Source organism: Plantactinospora sp. CNZ320 (genome assembly GCF_002846275.1).
Map to the genome: position 1 here is coordinate 5,669,151 of NZ_PJMP01000001.1, position 19,766 is coordinate 5,688,916.

14 protein-coding genes are annotated in these 19,766 nt (G+C 73.6%); 6 read left to right on the top strand and 8 right to left on the bottom strand.

Annotation, left to right across the window (positions count from 1 at the left end; genetic code table 11):
• The first annotated feature begins 557 nt into the window (after nt 1-557).
• Nucleotides 558-2,180: a chaperonin GroEL gene (gene groL / locus CLT71_RS25330; protein WP_101369315.1), complete on the top strand. Its 1,623-nt coding sequence runs from the start codon at nt 558-560 to the stop codon at nt 2,178-2,180.
• Between the two features lie 51 nt (nt 2,181-2,231).
• Here the strand turns inward: groL and CLT71_RS25335 are convergent, their stop codons facing one another.
• The 4 genes from CLT71_RS25335 to CLT71_RS25350 form a co-directional block, all read right to left on the bottom strand.
• Nucleotides 2,232-2,474: a hypothetical protein gene (locus CLT71_RS25335; RefSeq protein WP_101369316.1), complete on the bottom strand. Its 243-nt coding sequence runs from the start codon at nt 2,472-2,474 to the stop codon at nt 2,232-2,234.
• 267 nt (nt 2,475-2,741) lie between these two features.
• Nucleotides 2,742-3,245 (bottom strand): YfbM family protein, encoded by a 504-nt coding sequence (locus CLT71_RS25340; protein WP_101369317.1) that lies wholly within the window; start codon nt 3,243-3,245, stop codon nt 2,742-2,744.
• A gap of 10 nt (nt 3,246-3,255) precedes the next feature.
• Nucleotides 3,256-4,215, bottom strand: a complete 960-nt coding sequence (locus CLT71_RS25345; RefSeq protein WP_101371761.1) for a GNAT family N-acetyltransferase — start codon at nt 4,213-4,215, stop codon at nt 3,256-3,258.
• Between the two features lie 226 nt (nt 4,216-4,441).
• Entirely contained in the window at nt 4,442-7,072 is a 2,631-nt protein-coding gene (locus tag CLT71_RS25350) for a S8 family serine peptidase (protein WP_486483442.1), read from the bottom strand.
• A gap of 282 nt (nt 7,073-7,354) precedes the next feature.
• On the opposite strand from CLT71_RS25350, the gene CLT71_RS25360 reads away from it, so the two are divergent.
• Nucleotides 7,355-9,184 carry a glycerol-3-phosphate dehydrogenase/oxidase gene (locus tag CLT71_RS25360; protein WP_101371763.1) on the top strand — a complete coding sequence of 610 codons (1,830 nt, stop codon included), beginning with the start codon at nt 7,355-7,357 and terminating at the stop codon, nt 9,182-9,184.
• A 29-nt stretch (nt 9,185-9,213) separates the two neighbouring features.
• Here the strand turns inward: CLT71_RS25360 and CLT71_RS25365 are convergent, their stop codons facing one another.
• Nucleotides 9,214-10,608: an FAD-linked oxidase C-terminal domain-containing protein gene (locus CLT71_RS25365; protein WP_101369318.1), complete on the bottom strand. Its 1,395-nt coding sequence runs from the start codon at nt 10,606-10,608 to the stop codon at nt 9,214-9,216.
• Between the two features lie 195 nt (nt 10,609-10,803).
• On the opposite strand from CLT71_RS25365, the gene CLT71_RS25370 reads away from it, so the two are divergent.
• A complete protein-coding gene (locus CLT71_RS25370) occupies nt 10,804-12,036 on the top strand; it encodes an FUSC family protein (protein WP_486483443.1) in 1,233 nt (410 codons plus the stop codon).
• A 197-nt stretch (nt 12,037-12,233) separates the two neighbouring features.
• Complete coding sequence (locus tag CLT71_RS25375) at nt 12,234-13,781, top strand: PrsW family intramembrane metalloprotease (RefSeq protein ID WP_101369319.1); 1,548 nt, start codon at nt 12,234-12,236, stop codon at nt 13,779-13,781.
• 46 nt (nt 13,782-13,827) lie between these two features.
• On the opposite strand, the gene CLT71_RS25380 is transcribed toward CLT71_RS25375, so the two are convergent.
• Nucleotides 13,828-14,166, bottom strand: coding sequence for a GroES family chaperonin (locus CLT71_RS25380; RefSeq protein ID WP_101369320.1), 339 nt, complete (start codon nt 14,164-14,166; stop codon nt 13,828-13,830).
• Nucleotides 14,167-14,269: 103 nt separating this feature from the next.
• Here CLT71_RS25380 and CLT71_RS25385 point away from each other — a divergent pair, with 103 nt between their 5' ends.
• Nucleotides 14,270-15,571 (top strand): AI-2E family transporter, encoded by a 1,302-nt coding sequence (locus CLT71_RS25385; protein ID WP_101369321.1) that lies wholly within the window; start codon nt 14,270-14,272, stop codon nt 15,569-15,571.
• 27 nt (nt 15,572-15,598) lie between these two features.
• Here the strand turns inward: CLT71_RS25385 and CLT71_RS25390 are convergent, their stop codons facing one another.
• Nucleotides 15,599-17,728, bottom strand: a complete 2,130-nt coding sequence (locus tag CLT71_RS25390; RefSeq protein WP_101371765.1) for an ATP-dependent DNA helicase — start codon at nt 17,726-17,728, stop codon at nt 15,599-15,601.
• A 281-nt stretch (nt 17,729-18,009) separates the two neighbouring features.
• Between CLT71_RS25390 and CLT71_RS25395 the strand changes: the two genes are divergently transcribed.
• A complete protein-coding gene (locus CLT71_RS25395) occupies nt 18,010-18,513 on the top strand; it encodes a ribonuclease FAU-1 family protein (protein WP_101369322.1) in 504 nt (167 codons plus the stop codon).
• 43 nt (nt 18,514-18,556) lie between these two features.
• Here CLT71_RS25395 and sigJ read toward each other — a convergent pair whose 3' ends face one another.
• A complete protein-coding gene (gene sigJ / locus CLT71_RS25400; RefSeq protein ID WP_101369323.1) occupies nt 18,557-19,525 on the bottom strand; it encodes an RNA polymerase sigma factor SigJ in 969 nt (322 codons plus the stop codon).
• Between the last annotated feature and the right edge of the window lie 241 nt (nt 19,526-19,766).

Here is a 19,766-nt window from a genome sequence, read left to right on the forward strand (position 1 = left end):
GGCGAGCCGCGTACCGCCGCGCCCTGCCGCCTTTCTCCGGAGATCTCTCGCCGATCGCCGGTGTTCCCGTTCCGGGGACATCAGCCGGTCGTGTCTGGCTTTTCCGATTGCCACAACCGCCCATTCCGGTGTCGCGGACGGCGGCGTGTCCCGACCGGCGTGTCCCGACCGGCGGGTACCGGCCGCTCGCCCTGCTCCGGCCGCCGGTAACCGGTGCTGCGGCTCGGCTGGACCGGCTCACTCGCTTGCACTCGGCATGGGAGAGTGCTAAACAAGTGTTTGGCACTCGCACACCGTGAGTGCCAAGGTCGGGGCGGTAGGGCCACGGTCGCGGGCCTGCGGAAGCGGGTGCGCGGCACATGGCCGGTCGTCGCGGGCTGTCCGGCCCGGCCGGCGGACGTCACTGTCGCACAGCGCGACGGAGCACGACAGGCACCCTCGGGTGCGACGCGCCCCGTCCGCCAGTGCCGTAGTGACGTCCGAAGGTGCGTAATCAGGCGGCAGGTCGGGGTCGGCAAGGCTCCGGCGGCCGTGAGTGTCCAGGAGGACAACGCCGTATGGCCAAGATGATCGCGTTCGACGAGGAGGCGCGCCGCGGCCTTGAGCGGGGCATGAACACCCTCGCCGACGCCGTAAAGGTGACGCTGGGCCCGAAGGGCCGCAACGTCGTGCTCGAGAAGAAGTGGGGCGCCCCCACCATCACCAACGATGGTGTGAGCATCGCCAAGGAGATCGAGCTCGAGGACCCGTACGAGAAGATCGGTGCGGAGCTGGTCAAGGAGGTCGCCAAGAAGACCGACGACGTCGCCGGTGACGGCACGACGACGGCGACCGTCCTCGCCCAGGCGCTGGTCCGCGAAGGTCTGCGCAACGTCGCGGCCGGCGCGAACCCGATGGCGCTGAAGCGGGGCATCGAGGCTGCGGTCACGAGCGTCTCGGAGGAGCTGAGCAAGCTCGCCAAGGACGTCGAGACCAAGGAGCAGATCGCCTCCACCGCCTCCATCTCCGCCGGTGACACCAGCGTCGGCGAGATCATCGCCGAGGCGATGGACAAGGTCGGCAAGGAAGGCGTCATCACCGTCGAGGAGAGCAACACCTTCGGGCTCGAACTGGAGCTGACCGAGGGCATGCGCTTCGACAAGGGCTACATCTCGGGGTACTTCATGACCGACCCCGACCGGATGGAGGCCGTGCTCGACGACCCGTACATCCTGATCGTCAACAGCAAGATCTCGACGGTCAAGGACCTGCTGCCGATCCTCGAGAAGGTCATGCAGTCGGGTAAGCCGCTGGCCATCATCGCCGAGGACGTCGAGGGCGAGGCCCTGGCGACCCTGGTGGTCAACAAGGTCCGGGGCACCTTCAAGTCCGTCGCCGTCAAGGCGCCGGGCTTCGGTGACCGCCGCAAGGCCATGCTGGGCGACATCGCCATCCTGACCGGCGGACAGCCGATCAGCGAGGAGGTCGGCCTCAAGCTGGACGCCGTCGGCCTCGACATGCTGGGCCGGGCCCGCAAGGTCGTGGTGACCAAGGACGAGACCACCATCGTCGACGGTGCCGGTGACGCCGACCAGATCAACGGTCGGGTCAACCAGATCCGTGCCGAGATCGAGAAGAGCGACTCCGACTACGACCGCGAGAAGCTGCAGGAGCGCCTGGCCAAGCTGGCCGGCGGTGTTGCGGTGATCAAGGTCGGCGCGGCCACCGAGGTCGAGCTGAAGGAGCGCAAGCACCGCATCGAGGACGCGGTGCGCAACGCGAAGGCCGCCGTCGAGGAGGGCATCGTCCCCGGTGGTGGTGTCGCGCTGGTCCAGGCCGGCAAGACCGCCTTCGACAAGCTGGACCTGGTCGGCGACGAGGCGACCGGTGCGCAGATCGTCAAGATCGCGCTGGACGCCCCGCTGCGGCAGATCGCCGTCAACGCCGGCCTCGAGGGCGGCGTCGTGGTCGAGAAGGTGCGCAACCTGGACGCCGGGCACGGCCTCAACGCGGCCAACGGTGAGTACGTCGACCTGCTCAAGGCCGGCATCATCGACCCGGCCAAGGTGACCCGTTCGGCGCTGCAGAACGCGTCGTCGATCGCGGCCCTGTTCCTGACCACCGAGGCTGTGGTGGCGGACAAGCCGGAGAAGAACCCGGCTGCCCCGGCTGCGCCGGGCGGCGGGGACATGGACTTCTGAGTCCAGGCTCCACGTCGTGGGGGCGGGTCGCGTCAGCGGCCCGCCCCTTCGTCATGTCGGCATCCGCCGCTGGTTACGTCGCTTCTCCGCCTGGTTGAACGGCTCCCGTACGGAGGGCGGCGCGTCCACCGGCACCACGGCCTCCTCGGGTGTCACGTCGGCGGCCCCTCCCATTCCCACCCGCTGATCGGCCTCCCCGCCGTCGAGCCGGGGCGCCGGACCGGGCGTGGAGAGGTCCGCCGTCGGAGTCCGGGCGACCGGGAGATTCTCAACAGGTTCGTCGTCTTCTGCCATGACTTTCCTCCTCCGTCGAAAACGGTAGGAGGCGCGGGCCGGTCCACACGAGCAAATGGCGCGGTATCGATCCGGTACACGCCTGGCACCCGGTCAAGGCCGATAACCGGCATCGAGCACGATGCTGTCGCTGCCTTCGGCCGCCGGTACGGCCTCCCGGGTCTACCCGCCCGGGTCTACCCTCCCGGATATGACAGGCGCGCTGCCGGTAGGCAATCATGCTCCTGCACGTGCTGGGGCGAGCAGCCCATCGCCCCGCTGGGAGCGTCAGGTGATGGCGAGGAGGACCGCCTGGCCGTTCTCGGCCGCGGCCCGATAGAACCGGCGCAACTCGGCGAAGTGCCCGACGAGGTTGTCGACCTCGGCGTCGTCGTTGGACCAGCCGAGCGGGTAGATCTCGGCGGTCGCCATCGCATCCGCGTCGTACCGGGTGTGGAGTGTCTCGACGTCCAACCCGTCCAGTTCGGTGGCGACGGCGCGGACGGCCGCCGGATCGAGCAGCCGGGCCGGACCATAGCCACCGTCGTCGCCGATATCGGTGCCACCGAGGATCGCCGCGCCGGCCGCTTCGTCGCCGAGGCCCCAGGCGGAACCGGTGAGCAGATAGTGGACGCCGTGCCAGGACTTGCCCAGATCCAGCTCGGGCTCGGGCATCTCCGCGTCGTCATCGTCCAGATCGCCGTAGAGCAGGGCATCGACAGCCTGCGGGTCGTCCAACACCGCTCGCAACTCGTCGCCCGACAGCCGACGACCGATCAACTCCATACCCATATGTGATTCCTCAGAGTTGCTTGCCGTAGAGGAAGAAGACCCGCTCGATCCGCGCCCCGGCACTGCTCGCGTAGAACGGCACCGGGCCGACCCAGCCGATCTGCACGCGTCGGTGCCCGGCCGCCTGCTGGTCACGCAGGCACCGGCGCAGCAGTACGCCGCCGATCCCCAGACCCTGTGCGGCGGGCGCGGTACCCATCGGCCCGAACCAGCTCGGCCGGGACGAGCCGTACGCGGCGAAGCCGAGCAGCTCGGGTGCCCCGCCCCCGTCCGGCGTACGGAGTGCGAGGTGGCAGCCGGCGTTCTGCCGACCGACCGAGTGCAGCAGTTCGAGGTCCCAGTTGCCGCCGAAGGTCGACCGGGCGAACCCGGTCAGCATCTCCAGGTCGGCCGGCTCGGCCCGGCGTACCGTGACGCCCTGCTCGGCCAGTCGCCGTTCCGCCGCCTCGGTGGATCGCAACGCCGGGGAGGATTCGGTGGAGAGGTCGGCGGTCATGTTCCAGGCGGTGCCCTCCGGGGTGTAGCCGAGGGCCAGCACGGTGCAGATCGCCGGGGTGTACCGGACGTCGATGCCGGGCCAGACGTAGTGCGGCGGGTTGCCGGCGACGCGTACCCGGGTCGCACCGAGCCCGCCGAGCGCCTGCTCCAGCCGCGTCACCAGGGCCCTGCCGATGCCCTGCCGGCGCTGGTCCGGGCGCACCGCGACCAGGTCGAGGTGGCCGACGGCCGGATCCGGACGCCGGTCCGCCATCGAGCCGAGCGCGACCCCGACGAGCGCGCCGTCCTGCCAGGCGGCCACCCCGACGGTACGACGTGGACCGGCGGCACCCGGCAGCGCGGAGTCGTCGCGGAGCCGGGCCACGATCTCGGCCGCCTCAACGGAGTCCTCCGGCAGGTCCAGCGCAACCCGGCACAACTCCACCACGGCGGGGATCTGGTCGTCCGTCAGCTCGGTGAGGGACGGCTCGATGAGGGACGACTCGGCGCTCATGCCCGCCGACCCTAGCCGAGCCCGGCCGACCCGACGCGGCCCGGCACTCGGCGGTGCCCGGCGGTGCCCGGGTCCGGGTCCGGTGGCACCTCGGGTCCGGGTCCGGTGGCACGTCGGGTCCGGGTCCACCTCGGGTCCGGGTTCGGCGCCGCCCCGGCCCGGGTTCGGCGGCGCCCAAGGGCTGGCGTCCAGGCTCGGGCGCCGGCTACCGGCCGGTCCGGCCGAGTTCCTGGGCGGCCTGGACCGCCGCGTAGGCGTCGACCAGACCGGCACCGGTGATGTTGCGTTCCGAGCCGCAGGTGTCGGTGCCCGACCCGGCCGCGTCGGTCGGGTTGGCCGGGCCGGCGGTGTCGAGCAGGATCCGCCGGGTCGTCTCCAGGTCGCCGACCAGCGCCGGGTTGGCCGACCACATCAGCGCGACCACCCCGGCCAGGTGCGGCGCCGCCATCGAGGTGCCGCTCAACGCGCCGTACCCGCCGCCGGGCAGCGCCGAGACAACGTCGGCACCGGGCGCCATGAGGTCCGGCTTCGCCACCCCGTCCGGCGCCGGGCCTCGGCTGGAGAACGAGGTGACCCGGCGCTGCCGGTCCACCGCCCCGACGGTGAGGACGTCCGGGTACGGAGCGGGCGGGTCGTCGATCGAGCCGCAGAACGGACCGGTGTTGCCGGCGGCGGCGACGAAGAAGATCCCGGCCGCCGCCAGCGCCGAGGTGGCCGGCTGGAGGGTCTCCCTGGCGCAGCCCTCGATCTCGGGGCAGCCCCACGAGTTGCTGAGCACCTGGGGTGCCCGGTCCGGGCGGCCCTGCGTGAACGGGTCGGCACCGGGCGGGAAGGGCGCCAGCATGAACTGGAGACAGTCCAGGTAACGCGCCGGGTTGCCCAGGTTCCGGTCCAGGTTCACGCAGCCGACCCACTGTGCTCCGGGCGCCACCCCGACCCGCTCGTCGCCGACGGCGGTGGCCAGGGTGTGCGTACCGTGGCCGCCCAGGTCGGTGGGGGAGCGGGAGCCGTTCCACGGGTCGTGCCAGGAGTCGTCGCCGCCCCGGAAACCGGCGGAGAGGGCCGGGTGCGCCCCGTCCACCCCGGAGTCCGAGGAACCCACCACGATGCCCGAGCCGTCCACGCCGAGCTGCGACCAGACCCGGTCCGCGCCGATCAGGGTGAGGCCCCAGGCGGGTACGGTCGGTGCCCGCTCGTCGCCACGCCTCGGTGAGCCGCCGGCCGGCAGCGGGCGCAACCGTTGGCTGACCAGTACCCGGTCGACGTCCCCGCGCTGGGACAGCCAGGCGCGTACCGCCGCGCCGCCCTGCACCTCGATCCCGTTGACCAGGTAGTACGGGGTGTGCTCCAGGTGCAGCCGGTCCAGTTCCCGGCGCAGGTCCGCCTGCGACCGTTCGGCTGTCTCGACGAGTCTCCGGTAGACCTCACGACCCCGGGCCTGCCGACCGGCCGGTCCGGTCTGCGCAGCCACCCCGGTCAGGTCCGCCTGCTCCCGGAGCACCACGAAGAGCCGCTCACCGTGCCAGCCGGGGGAGCCGAGCCCGACGTACACCGCGCCGGTGGCGAGCAACAGTACGCCGGCCACCGCAGCGGCGACCGGACGGCGCGGTACGGGTGCGGTGGCGCGACCGAGGCCGACGCCGTACCCGATGCCGAGCAGCACCGCGACGGCGAGCGAGCCGGCGGCGGCGACGGCGGCCCAGAACGGCACGTCCCGGGCCCCGGAGAGCAGCAGCGTGATCTCCTCCGGGTCGACCAGGGTCAGCGGGCCGGCGACGGCGATGCCGACCAGCCAACCGACCGGGGCGGAGCCGACCTGTCGCGGCGCCGACTCCGGTGCTCCGGCAGTCGGTCGGGGCCGGGAGGTCACCCGCAGGGCGGCGAGCGCGAAACCGGCCGGCGGGAGCAGCAGCAGCGCGCCGAGTTGCGCCCCGGACTGGCCGATCCCACCAGCGAGCAGCGCCAGCGCCACGCCGGCCACCAGGCCACCGACCAGGACCAACCGGGCCCCGCCCACCGGACGCTCCGCAACCGGCCGGTGGCCGTGGCTCCAAGCTGGCGCGGCGCCGTGACTCCCGGCCGGCGCGGCGCCGTGACTCGCAACCGGTCCGGTGCCGTGGCTGGCGGCTGGCCGCTCGTAGTCGGCCCAGAACCGTCCATCGAGGACGGTGGCGGCCAGCCAGCCCAGCGCGGCCGAGGCGAGCAGCCCGCAGATCGTCTCCAGTACGCCACCGAGAGCGCCGACCCAGACCCAGGGCAGCAGCAGGGCGAGTCCGGCGGCCACGGCCAGGGCGGTCGCGGCCGGCTCGGCGGGGATCTGCCCCGGTCGGCCGGGTGGGTGGACGGGCTGGGGGTGGGCGGGGTGGGGACGGCGGACCGGCCGTCGATCCGTGCCGCCGAGGCGACGGATCAGCAGGGCACCCAGCCCGGCCGCTCCGGCCAGCCCGGCGAGATAGACCTCCGGCAGGGTGGGTGGTACCGCCCGGAGCAGTCCCAGGCCGCCGAGCGCGATCGCGCCGAGCAGCCAGGCCCGCCCGGCGGTCCGGACCGCCGGGGAGCGGGGCAGCGCGGCGAGCAGTCCGGCGGGTACTCCGACGAGCAGCGCGGTCACGACGCCGGTGACCGGCCAGAGCCAGTCCTGCCGGTCCAGGCCGGCGACGAGCAGGACCTGTTCGACGAGCCAGGCGATGGTCTGGCCGCCGACGGTCACGCCGACCGCCCAGACCCCGACCAGCGCGGCGGCGACCACCGGCCAGACCCCACCGCCGGCCGCCGGTACCGGCCGAGCCGGAGCGACCGGCCACACCGGCTGCGCCGGCCACACCGGCTGCGGCACCGGCTGCGGCTGCGGAACCGGGGGCGGGGACGGTTCGTCGGGGGGCGGAGGCGGACCATCCTGCATGAGGCGAACAGTACGGCGCCGGCACGACCACCGCCGACCTCGGCCGGTACCCGATCGTCGCAGGTCCGGGCGGCGCGGAACCGTACCCCGTCCGGCCGGGACGGGACTCGGGCCGTGCCCGGACGGGCGGCGTCGGCACCGGCATCCCCACCGGCTCCGTCGCGGATCGACACCCGGGAAGCCCGCTCCGGGCGCCGGTACGGCTACCGTGGACGGGTGCGTGACCCCAGCCTTTCCCGGAACACGGCCAGCCGGCTCTCCCCCTCCCGCCGCGCCGCCGACCTACGACGGCTGCGGAGCGAGCGCTTCGACGTGCTCGTCATCGGCGGTGGGGTGACGGGTGCGGGCGCCGCACTCGACGCCGCCTCCCGAGGGCTCAAGGTGGCCCTGGTCGAGGCCCGCGACTTCGCCTCCGGCACCTCCAGCCGGTCCAGCAAGCTGATCCACGGCGGGCTGCGCTACCTGGAGCAACTGGAGTTCCACCTGGTCCACGAGGCGCTGACCGAGCGAGGGCTGCTCGCCACCCGGCTCGCCCCGCACCTGGTGCGCCCGGTGCCGATCCTGGTGCCGCTGCCGCCCGGCAACGGCCGGGTCGCGCTGGCCGGCCGGGCCTGGCGACGTTCCTACTACGGCACCGGCGTCGCGGCCTACGACGCCTTCGCCGGGATCTTCGGCGGCGGGCGGGGGATGCCGCTGCACCGGCACCTCAGCCGGGAGGGTGCCCGGCGTACCTTCCCCAGCCTGCGCGCGGACGCGATCAGCGGGGCCATCCGCTACTACGACGGCCAGGTCGACGACGCCCGTCTGGTGGTCACCCTGGCCCGCACGGCGGCCAGCCTGGGCGCGGCGACGGTGAACAGCGCCCGGGTCGTCGGCCTGCTCCGGCAGGCCCGCGAGGTGACCGGGGTACGGGTCCGGGACATGGAGGCCCCGCCCGGCTCCCCGGATGCCGAGTTCGAGGTACGCGCCCGCACCGTCATCGCGGCCACCGGGGTGTGGAGCGACGACATGTCCGAACTCCTCGGCGACGTCGGGGTACGGCGCGGCCTGCGGGTACGGGCTTCCAAGGGGGTACACCTGGTGGTGCCCCGCTCGGCGATCACCGGCGAGGCCGGGCTGATCCTGCGTACCCCAACCTCGGTGCTCTTCGTGATCCCGTGGGGCGGGCACTGGATCATCGGTACCACCGACACCGACTGGCGGCTCGACCGGGCACACCCGGCGGCCTCGGCCCGGGACATCGACTACCTGCTCGACCAGGTCAACACCGTGCTGGACCGGCCGCTGACCACCGCCGACATCGAGGGCGTCTACGCCGGGCTGCGCCCGCTGCTGAGCGGCGAGGCGGACTCGACCTCGAAGCTCTCCCGGGAACACGCCGTGTACGAGCCGATGCTCGGGTTGCTGCTGGTGGCCGGCGGGAAGTACACGACGTACCGGGTGATGGCCGCCGACGTGGTCGACCGGGCCGCCCGCCGGCTCGGCGGGGTACGCCCGTCGCGCACCGCCGACCTGCCGCTGGTCGGCGCCGACGGGTACGCCGCGCTGTGGCGGGACCGGGCCGACCTGGCCCGCCGGCACGGGGTACAGGCCGGGGTGGTGGAGCACCTGCTGGAGCGGTACGGCAACCTCAGCACCCACCTGCTGGACATGGTCGACGCCGAACCGCTGCTCGGTTCCCCGCTGGCCGGTGCACCGGAGTATCTCGCCGCCGAGGTGGCGTACGCGGCCCGGGCCGAGGGGGCGCTGCACCTCGACGACGTGCTGACCCGGCGTACCCGGATCTCGTTCGAGACGGCGCACCGGGGCGCCGAGTCGGCCGAGCAGGCGGCCGAGATCATGGGCCGGGTGCTCGGCTGGGACGCCTCGGTGCGGGCTCGCGAGGTCGAGCACTACCTGGCCCGGGTGCAGGCGGAACGGCAGTCCCAGCGGATGCCGGACGACGCCACCGCCGACGCGGCCCGGTTGGGTGCCCCGGACGTCCGGGGATTCGCCGCCGACCCGGGCGCCGGTGCCGGCCTGGACGGCGCGGAACTGCCCCGCTGACCCGGCCTGACCCGGTCACATCAGCGGGTTCAGAGCACCTTGCCGGGGTTGAGCAGCCCGGTCGGGTCGAGCGCGTCCTTGATGGCCCGGTGTACCCGCAGGCCAACCGGCCCGATCTCCCGGGCCAGCCAGTCCCGCTTGAGCAGGCCGACGCCGTGCTCGCCGGTGCAGGTGCCGCCGAGCGAGAGACCCAGTTCCATGATCGCGTCGAAGGCCCGCCGGCCCCGCTCCAGGCTCGCCGGATCGGCCCGGTCGACCACGATGTTCGGGTGCATGTTGCCGTCCCCGGCGTGCCCGACCACGCCGATCGGCACGTCGTGTTCGGCGGAGATCCGGGCCACCCCGTCGAGCAGCGCCGCTAGCGCGTCCCGGGGTACCGCCACGTCGTCGATGACCAGCCCGCCGACGCCGTCCGGGTAGCTGGCCGCGGCGAAGCGTTCCATCGCCGGGTGCGCCAGCCGACGGGCCTGGAGCAGGGCCGCCGCCTCCTCCGCGTCGGTGGCCGCGAAGACCTCGTCGGCGCCGCTCGCCGTGCAGACCTCGGCGAGTTTCGCGAGGTCGGCCGCGGCCCGGGTGCCGGTGTCGGCGGCGGCCAGCAGCAGCGCCTCGGCGTCGGTACGCAACCCCATCGGCCGGTACGCCTCGATCGCGCCCAGGTGCGTGCGGTCGAGCAGTTCCAGCAGGCTGGGGCTGAGCCCCCGGGCGGAGATCTCCGCGACGGCCCGGCCGGCGGCGGTGGTGGAGGGGAAGACCGCCACCAGGGTCAGCGACTCCTCGGCGGCCGGGCGGAGCGAGACGGTCACCTCGGTGATCACCCCGAGGGTGCCCTCCGAGCCGACGAAGAGCCGGGTCAGGTCGTATCCGGCGACTCCCTTGGCGGTACGCCGGCCGGTGCGCAGCACCTCGCCGTCGGCGAGTACCACCTCCAGGCCGAGGACGTACTCGGTCGTCACGCCGTACTTGACGCAGCACATCCCGCCCGCGTTGGTCGCCACGTTGCCGCCGATCGTCGAGGACTCCCACGAGCCGGGGTCGGGCGGATAGCGCAGGCCGTGCTTGGCGACGGCGGCGGCCAGCACGGCGTTGACCACGCCCGGCTGGACCACCGCGATCCGGTTCACCGGGTCGACCTCGCGGATCTCGTCCATCAGCACGGTGGAGAGCAGCACCGCCCCGTCGACCGCGTTGGCGGCGCCGGCCAGCCCGGTCCGGGCGCCCTGCGGTACCACCGGTACCCCGTGCGCGGCGGCCGTGCGGACCACCGCGACCACCTCCTCGGTGGTCCGGGGCCGGACCACCACCGCCGGCATGCCGGCCACGCAGAGGTCGGCCTCGTCGCGCTGGTGGCCGCGAAGCAGGTCGGGGTCGGTCAGTACGGCGGACTCGCCGAGCGCCGCCCGCAGGTCGTCGAGAAGATCCGGCATGCCTGGCAGGCTAGCCGCCCGAGGAGTACCCCGACCATGGTCGTTTCCGGCCGTCGCGGAACACCCCGGACAACCGGGTCGATGCCGGCTCGGCAGTGTCCGGACAGCCCCGGACAGGCTCGACGGGTTCGACAGGTTCGTCAGTGGGTAGTCCCCGCCATGCGCTCCCTCCGGGCCACCGTGGCCAAAACGCCCGTGGAACTCGATCGGGAGCGGATCGCCGGCCTGGCCAAGGAGTTCCGGCACAAGTCCCGGGCCACCGTGCAGGACCGCTGGTTCGCCGTGCGGTTCAACATGGTGCTGGCCCTTCAGGCGGCGCTGGCGGCCGCGCTGGCCTGGCTCGGTTCGCACGAGTTGCTCGGCAACCCGTCACCGGTCTTCGCCCCGATCTCCGCGATCGGTACCCTCGCCTCCTCGGTCGGCCAGCGATTCCGGCGTACCGTCGAAATGATCTTCGGCATCGCGATCGGCATCGGCCTCGGCGACGCGCTGGTCTTCGCCGCCGGTACCGGGCCGTGGCAGCTCGGTCTGATCGTCTTCCTGTCGATCGTGGTCAGCATCTTCCTCGGTGGCGGCCCGGCCGTGGTCACCCAGGCGGCGGCCACCGCCGTGCTGATCGCGACCCTGAAGATGCCGCACGAGGCGAACATCGAGTTCCCCCGGGTGATCGACGCGCTGATCGGCGGCTTCTCCGGGCTGTTGGTGCTCGCGCTGCTCCTGCCGCTGAACCCGCTGCGGGTGGTCGACCGGGCGGCCCGGCCGGCGCTGGGCCGGCTCGCCGACGAACTCTCCGAGACCGCCGAGGCGCTCAAGACCCGGGACGCGCCCCGCGCACAGGGCGCGCTGGACCGGCTCCGCGAGGTGGAGGATCACCTCCAGGGCTTCGAGGAGGCGTTGCAGGGCGGCCGGGAGACCGCGCTGCTGGCGCCGGTGCGCTGGCGCCGCCGGGGCGCGTTGACCCAGTACGTGGAGAGTTCCGAGTACATCGAGCACGCCGTGCACAACAGCGGCACCCTGGTCCGGCGGGCGGTCACCGCGCTGGAGGACGAGGAGCCGATCCCGGAGGCGATGTCGAACGCGGTCACCATGCTCGCCGAGGCGGTACGGCTGCTGCGCCGGGACCTCGGGCACGGCATCCGCCCGGAGGCGGCCCGGGAGGAGGCGTTGCAGGCGATCGGCCAGGCCGGTCGGGCGTACGCCGAGGGGGTGGGGTTCTCCGGCAGCGTGGTGATCGCCCAGGTGCGTACCACCGGCAGTGACCTGCTCCGGGCCACCGGCATCGAACGGCTGGAGGCGAACCAGCTGGTACGCCGGGCGGCGGGCGGGCACGCCGGGGAGGCCGCGGCGGAGGCCGCCCAGAAGCCCGGCACTCCGCCGCCGAGCGGGCGCACCGGCGGCCCCTCCGGAGAGCGGGGTCCGGCCCGCTGACGCCGGTGCCTTTCCGGACCGGCGGGCAGGCACATCCCCGATGAGCGAGGTGCCACGGTGTCACCATGGTGACACCGTGGCACCACCGCCAAAAGACAACTGCCGGAACCGCCCCGCTGACGCTCGTGACCTGTCCGGAAGCGAAACCGGCCCGGTTGTGGTCAGGCCGGGCTGTCCGGAGGAACTACGCTGATCACATGGCCGACACCCCGCCCGGCGCGGCGGCGCCCCAGCCACCGTCGTCGACCCCGCCGTGGCAGTCCGCCCCGTCGGGGCAGCTTGCGCCCTCCCCAGGCAGCGTGCCGGAGGGGGCGGCGCCCGACCGGCGGAGTCTGGCCCGGCTGCTGCTGGTGATCGGGGCGATCACGCTGATCGTCGTCTGCGCGGCGCTGATGTCCTGGGAGCTGGTGTCGCCGGCCGGGGTCACGCCGCCGCTGATCGGGCTGGCCGCGGCGGCGCTGCCGGTACCGGTGCTGGTCGCCTGCTTCCTCTGGCTCGACAGGTACGACCCGGAGCCGATCAAATACCTCGCCTTCAGCCTCGGTTGGGGCGCGGCGGTCTCCACCTACGTCTCGCTGCGCACCAACACCTTCGCGGCGGGAACCCTCGAGCTGCCCCTCCCGCTGGTGGGCGTGCTGGTCGCGCCCTTCATCGAGGAGTTGACCAAGGCGCTCGGCCCGCTCCTGCTCCTGCTCTACCAGCGCCGCAAGTGGTCCGGCATCACCGACGGGATCGTCTACTGTGGCCTGTCGGCGGTCGGGTTCGCCATGGTGGAGAACATCCTCTACTTCGGCCTGCACGGCTACGCCGAGGGCGCCGACCAGTACGGTCCGGCCAGCGGCGCGCAGGCCGTCTTCGGGATCTTCATCCTGCGGGTACTGATCAGCGGCTTCGCCCACCCGCTCTTCACCTCGATGACCGGCATCGGGCTCGGCATCGCTGTCCGGTCGGCGAGCCGCCCGATCCGGATCCTCGCCCCGATCGCCGGGCTGCTGCTGGCGATGATCCTGCACGGCGCCTGGAACCTGGCCGCGACCCTCACCCAGCTCTCCGGGCAGCCGCTGATCCTGCTCTACAGCTACCTCGGGCTGATGGTGCCGATCTTCCTGGGCGTGGTCGGCCTGGCGCTCTGGGTCCGCAGCTGGGAGGGGCGGCTCACCCAGCGGCGGCTCCCCGACTACGTCTCGGCGGGTTGGCTCACCCCACCCGAGCTGGCCGCGCTCGGCACCCTCGGCCGGCGGCACGCCGCCCGGCGCTGGGCCCGCCGGATCGCCGGGGAGGAGGGCGTCAAGGCGATGCGGTCGATCCAGATCTCCGCGACCCGGCTCGCGCTGCTCCGCGACGGGCTGGTGCGCGGGTTGGAGCGGCGGCCGGGGCAGCTCGCCCACCGGCTCGACGAGGAACGTCGGCTGCTCGACGCGATCCAGGCCGCCCGCAGGGTCTTCGTCGGGCGCGATCCGCAGGCCCCGGCCGGGATCTGGGACGGCTCCCGCTACCACCTGGCGTTCCCGGACGGCTCCCGCCGCACCCTGCCGGCGCCGGCCGAGCCGGTGGTGCCGATCCCGGTGGTCCTGGTGGCGCCACCGCCCCCGCCGGTACCGGTCCACTCCGGCTACCCCGTCCCCGGGTACGGCCCGTACGGCGGCCCCCCGCCCCCGTACGCCGGAGCACCCGGCCCGTACGGCGGACCGCAGGCACCCGGCTCCGGGCCGGTCGGACCCTGGCCGGGGCCGTACCACCGTTGACCGGCGGGTGGCTCGGGCCCGGGCAGCTCAGAGGTAGCCGGGGAGGCTAGAGGTAGAGGCCGGTGGAGTCGGTCTCCACCCGCTGGGCCGCGACGGCGTGCACGTCGCGTTCGCGCAGCAGCACGTACTCCCGGCCGTGCAGCTCGACCTCGGACCGGTCGTCGGGGTCGAAGAGCACCCGGTCCCCGGAGACGATGGAGCGCACGTTCGGACCGACGCCCACCGCTGTCGCCCAGGCCAGCCGCCGGCCCATCGAGGCGGTCGCCGGGATGACGATGCCGGCGGTCGAGCGGCGCTCGCCCTCGCCGCCGTCCGCCCGGACCAGCACCCGGTCGTGCAGCAGGCGGATGGGCAGGCCGTTGTCGTTGGTTTCCTCGGCGGTCACGACCGGAACGGTACCGCGTGCCGCACCAGACAGGTTGTCGGCGTCACCCCCGCCGGCCGTTCCGGGCCGGCCGGGCCCGGTGCGGCTACCGTAGGGAAGGCCGATTCCGCCGTGGGAGGTGCGCTTGCGCCGTTTCGAGCAGCTACGAGCAAGGATCCGTCGCGCGTATGCGTTCGGCCGGTCGACGGACCAGTCCGGTGGGCAGGCCGGCCCGGCGGAGGGGGGTGCCGGCGCGACGCCTGCCGAGTTGACCCCCGTTCCGCCGCCGGCCGGGGCTGAACCGGCCATGGAACTGCACCCGTCGACGTCGAGCCGGGACGACGCGGACGTACCGCACGCGCTGCGGATCGCCGCCGCCTGGTCGTGGCGACTGATCGTGATCGGCCTGGTCGCCTGGGCGCTGCTGCGGGTGGTCGGCACGATCCGGATCGTGATCATCCCGTTGGCCATCGCCCTGTTGCTCTCCGCCCTGTTGGCGCCGCTGGTCGGGCTGCTGCTCCGGGCCCGGTTCCCCCGCTCGATGGCCACCGCCGTGGTGCTGGTCGCCGGGTTGGCGGCGGTGGTCGGCACGCTCACCCTGGTGGTCAACGAGTTCATCCAGGGCGTACCCGACCTGAGCCGTAACGCCACCGACGGCATCCGGAAGATCCAGGAGTGGCTCAAGACCGGGCCGCTGCACATGTCGGACAACCAGCTCAACTCGTACATCGAGCAGGGCGAGCAGTGGATCAACGAGAACACCCAGGCGTTGACCAGCGGGGCGGTCTCCACCGCCGCGACCGTCGCCGAGCTGCTCACCGGTACCCTGCTGGTGCTCTTCGCCACCTTCTTCTTCCTGCGCGACGGTGAGAAGATCTGGCGCTTCCTCGTCCGGCTGCTCCCGGTGGCCGCCAGGTGGCGGGTCGACGACGCCGGCCGGGCCTCCTGGGCCACGCTCGTCGCGTACGTCCGGGCGACCGTGCTCGTCGCGTTCATCGACGCGGTCGGGATCGGCGTCTTCCTGGTGATCTTCGACATCCCGTTCGCGTTCCCGCTGGCCGCGCTGGTCTTCCTCGGCGCGTTCATCCCGATCGTCGGTGCCACCCTCTCCGGCGCGGTGGCGGTGCTGGTCGCCCTGGTCGACAGCGGCTGGGTGACCGCGCTGATCATCCTCGGTGTGGTGATCGGGGTGCAGCAGGTCGAGGGGCACATCCTGCAACCGCTGATCATGGGTCGGGCGGTGGCGATCCATCCGCTCGCGGTGATCGTCGGTATCGCCGCCGGTGTGGTGCTGGCCGGCATCGTCGGCGCCCTGGTCTCGGTACCGCTGATCGCGGTGCTCAACACCGCCGTCCGGCGACTGGCGCACCGCCGGCCGCCGGCGGTGCCCCCGGACGCCGTGGTGGTCGCCGCGAAGGCCCCGTAGCAGCCGAGCCCCCGGGGCGGCTCGGGTTCAGGACTTGCCGAGCCGCTCCAGGGCGCCCCGGGCGACCTCCGGCCGGGTGGTGTACCAGAACGGCGGCAGCGACCTGCGCAGGAAGGCGCCGTACCCCCGGGCGGTCTCCAGCCGGGAGTCGAGTACCGCCACCACGCCCTTGTCGCCGGTCGACCGGATCAGCCGGCCGACCCCCTGGGCGAGCCGTACGGCGGCGATCGGCACGCTCACCGAGGCGAAGCCCGAGCCGCCGGAGGCGTCCACCGCCGCCGCCCGGGCCGCCGCCAGCGGCTCGTCCGGGCGCGGGAACGGCAGCCGGTCGATCACCACCAGCTGGCAGGAGTCGCCGGGCACGTCCACGCCCTGCCAGAGCGACATCACCCCGAAGAGGCAGCTCGCCCGCTCCTTGCGGAACCGGCGGACCAGCAGCGGCAGCGCCTCCTCACCCTGGAGCAGGATCGGCAGGTCGGTGCGCGCCCGCAGCAGCTCGGCGGCCTGCAACGCGGCCCGCCGGGACGAGAAGAGCCCCAGGGTACGGCCGCCGAGCGCGCCAACCAGCCCGAGCAGTTCCTCGCCGGCCGCCGCCGGCAGTCCCGAGGCGCTCGGCCGGGGCAGGTGCGCGGCGACGTAGAGGATGCCCTGACGCGGGTAGTCGAACGGGGAGCCGACGTCGAGCGAGCGCCAGCCGGCGTCCCGGTGATCGGCACCGGAGCCGTCGGCCTGGCCGGCTCGGTCTTCGGCGGACCGGTCCGCTGGACGGGCGGCGGGTCGCCGCGCCTCGCCTGGCTTCTCGGCACCGGTCCCCGCCGCATCGGGGCGTACCGTCCGCAGTGCCGCCGCACGCGGGTGCGGCCGGGTCGGGTCGCCCCCCGGGTCGGCCGGGGCGGCCAGCCCGAGGGCCCGGGCAACCGTGTCGAACCGGCCGCCGAGGGCGAGCGTGGCCGAGGTGGCGACGACGGTGCGGTCCTCGTAGAGGTGGGTGGCGAGGGTGCCGGCCACCGAGAGCGGGGCGACGACCAGGGCCCGCCGGCCCGCGCCGCCGCCGTCCGGCTTCTCCACCCAGGCGACGTCGTGGTCGGCCTCCTCCAGCAGCCGCTGGGCGGTCTTCGACAGGTCGTCGAGTACGGCCTTCGCCTGCTGCTTGCGTACCGGGTCGGGATCGTCGGCCTTCACGTCGCCGATCTTCTCCAGTGCCGACCGGGTCGCCGCGTCCAGCAGTGTGCACGCCTCGCGCAGCGGCCCCGGCAGCTCGCCGGTGATCCGCCCGGCCGGCGCCTCGGCGAGTCCCACCGCCAGCGCGTCGCCGGCCGCCACCAGCGACTCGGCCAGCTCCGGGTCGAGCAGGGGCCGGCTACGCCGGGCGGCCCGGTCGATCAGTTCCGGGATCAGCTCCGCCTGTGCCGCCGAGGAGACCCGGTCGGCCAGCTCGTGCGCCTCGTCGATCACCAGCAGCTTGTGCGGCGGCACGATGTGCCGGCCGGCGAGCATGTCGACGGCGAGCAGGCTGTGGTTGGTCACCACCACGTCCGCCTCGCGGGCGCGGGCCCGGGACGCCTCGGCGAAGCACTCGGTGCCGTACGGGCAGCGCCCGGCGCCGACGCACTCCCGGGCCGGCATCGAGACCAGTCGCCACGCCTGGTCGTCGACGCCCGGGTCGAGTTCGTCGCGGTCACCGGTCCCGGTCTCCATCGCCCAGTCCCGGATCCGTTCGATCTGCTTGCCCAGCCGGCCGGCCTCGCCGAGCCACTTCGTCCCGCCGCCACCCCGGCCCGGCGTGTCGAAGAGGGTGTCCTCCGGCTCGTCCTCTGTGGAGTTCTCCAGCCGGGCCAGGCAGAGGTAGTGGTGCCGGCCCTTGAGCACCGCGAACGTCGGCCGCTCGCCGAGGACCGGGGTGACCGCGTCGGCGAGCCGGGGCAGGTCGTGGTCGACGAGCTGGGACTGGAGCGCGAGAGTCGCCGTGGAGACCACCACCGGACCGTCCACGGTCAGCGCCGGGGCGAGGTACGCCAGCGACTTGCCGGTGCCGGTGCCGGCCTGCACCAGCAGGTGCTCACCGGAGAGGATGCTCTCCTCGATCGCGGCGGCCATCTGCTGCTGCCCCGGCCGCGCCTTGCCGCCCGGCACGGCACCGACGGCGGCGGCGAGCAGGTCGGATCCGCTTGGGCGGTCACCTCGGCGCCGCCGCCGGGACCGGGGCGCCGGAGGCCGGCCGGATTCCGCCGCCTCGGAGTCGATCAGGGTGGGAACGCTGGTGTCGGTGGCGGGCACGGTCACCGTGCGACCGTACCCGCCGATCCCGACACCGCCGCACTCCATCGCCCCGGCGGGTCCGCGCCCCGCCCCCGGGCAGGGGTGATGTTGTCGATTCCGACGCCTGACGGCCGCTTCACGCACCGCGCGTATTGGGCTACATCGGTTAGGGTGCGGGCATGTCGAGCGATGTGGTCCGAGTCGTCTACCGCAAGTACGACGGCACCGCGCACCGGGACTACCCCGCCCGCAGACTGACCGAGGACGACCTCGGCGTGTGGCTCGGCGTGACCGCCGGGACGGCGTCGGTCTACCACGGCCGCCCCTCGGTGGAACAGATCCCGTTCGTGCTGCTGGTGCCACACGGCACCTGGTGGAGTGCGATGTTCAACCCGCCGCCGCGGACCAGCGAGGTCTACTGCGACATCACCAGCCCGGCCCGCTGGGAGGGGGAGACCGTCCACCTGATCGACCTCGACCTCGACGTGGTGCGCCGCCGCGGCACCGGCCTGGTGGAGCTGCGCGACGAGGACGAGTTCGCCGAGCACCGGATCCGGTTCGGCTATCCCGAGGAGACGGTGACGCAGGCTCGGGCCGCCGCGGAGTGGCTGCACGTCGCGCTCGGCGACGGGACCGAGCCGTTCGCGTCGGCGTACCGGAAGTGGCTGGCGTTGGTCGTCTGAGCCCGGCGTCGAGGCGGCCGTGCGGGCGCGGGCGCCGCGCGGCTCAGCGTGGGAGCTGCCAGGTGTGCTCGGCCGGCGCTATCCGGGGTACCCGGGTCAGCTTCTCCGGGTTGAGCTGGTGGTAGGCGGCGGTGATCCGGCCGTTGGCGGCGGTGAACCACATGACGCCGTGCAGCGGCATGCCCGGCCGGTACTCCGCCTCGAACTGTATGCCGGGCGTGCCGTTGACGAGTACCTGTCGCATCCGCAGGTCGCGGGTATCCCGGGCGGCCCGGCGGATCAGTCCGAACGTGAACCGGGCGACCTTGTCCGCGCCTACCATCGGGCGCCGCGAGGTCGGGAAGAGCCCGCCGCCGTCGCCGACGAAGACCACGTCCGGGGCGAGCACCTCGAGCAGTCGCTCGGGTTCGCCGGACTCGACGGCCTGTAGGAACGCGTTGAGCAGCCGCCGGTGTTCGGCCGGGTCGGCGGAGCGGGGCGGACCCTCCTCGGCCACCGTGCGGCGGGCCCGGGAGGCGAGCTGCCGGGCGGCGGCCGGGCTGGTCCCGAGCACGGCGGCGATCTCCGCGAAGGGCACCGCGAAGACGTCGTGCAGCACGAAGGCGACCCGCTGCTCCGGGCCGAGCCGTTCCAGCACGGTGAGCAGGGCGATGCCGACCTGCTCGGTGTGCGCGGCCCGTTCGGCCGGGTCGGGGGCGAAGCCGTCCGCCCCGCCGGCCGGGTCGGTGAACCGGCTGACGATCGGCTCCGGCAGCCACTCGCCGTGGTACGACTCCCGGCGTACCCGGGCGGAGCGGAGCACGTCCAGGCAGATCCGGGCGGTGGCGGTGGTGAGCCAGGCGCGCAGGTCGCGTACCTCGGCGCGGGCCTGCGGGCTGCCCAGGGCGGCGGCGTACCGCAGCCAGGTCTCCTGTACGGCGTCCTCCGCCTCCGACCGGCTGCCGAGCATCCGGTAGGCGACCGTGCTGAGGTGGGCCCGTTCGGCCTCGAACTCGCTGGCCAGATCGCGCACCGCTGCCTCCCCGCGCCGTACGTCCCTTCCGCGAGGTTAGCCCCAGCCCGAGGTCGGGCCGCGCGCGGCCAATCTCACACCCCTGGTGTGATCTAGGTTCGTTCGGTCGGGTTCGTGCCGGCCTGCCGGGCAGCCAAGGTGAACATCAGGTGAATCCCAGGTGAACCACCTCTGATCAGGGGTGGGCGGGCGAAAACTGTGTTCCGAGGTTCCCTAGCATTCCCCGAGGGGCAGCCTCTTG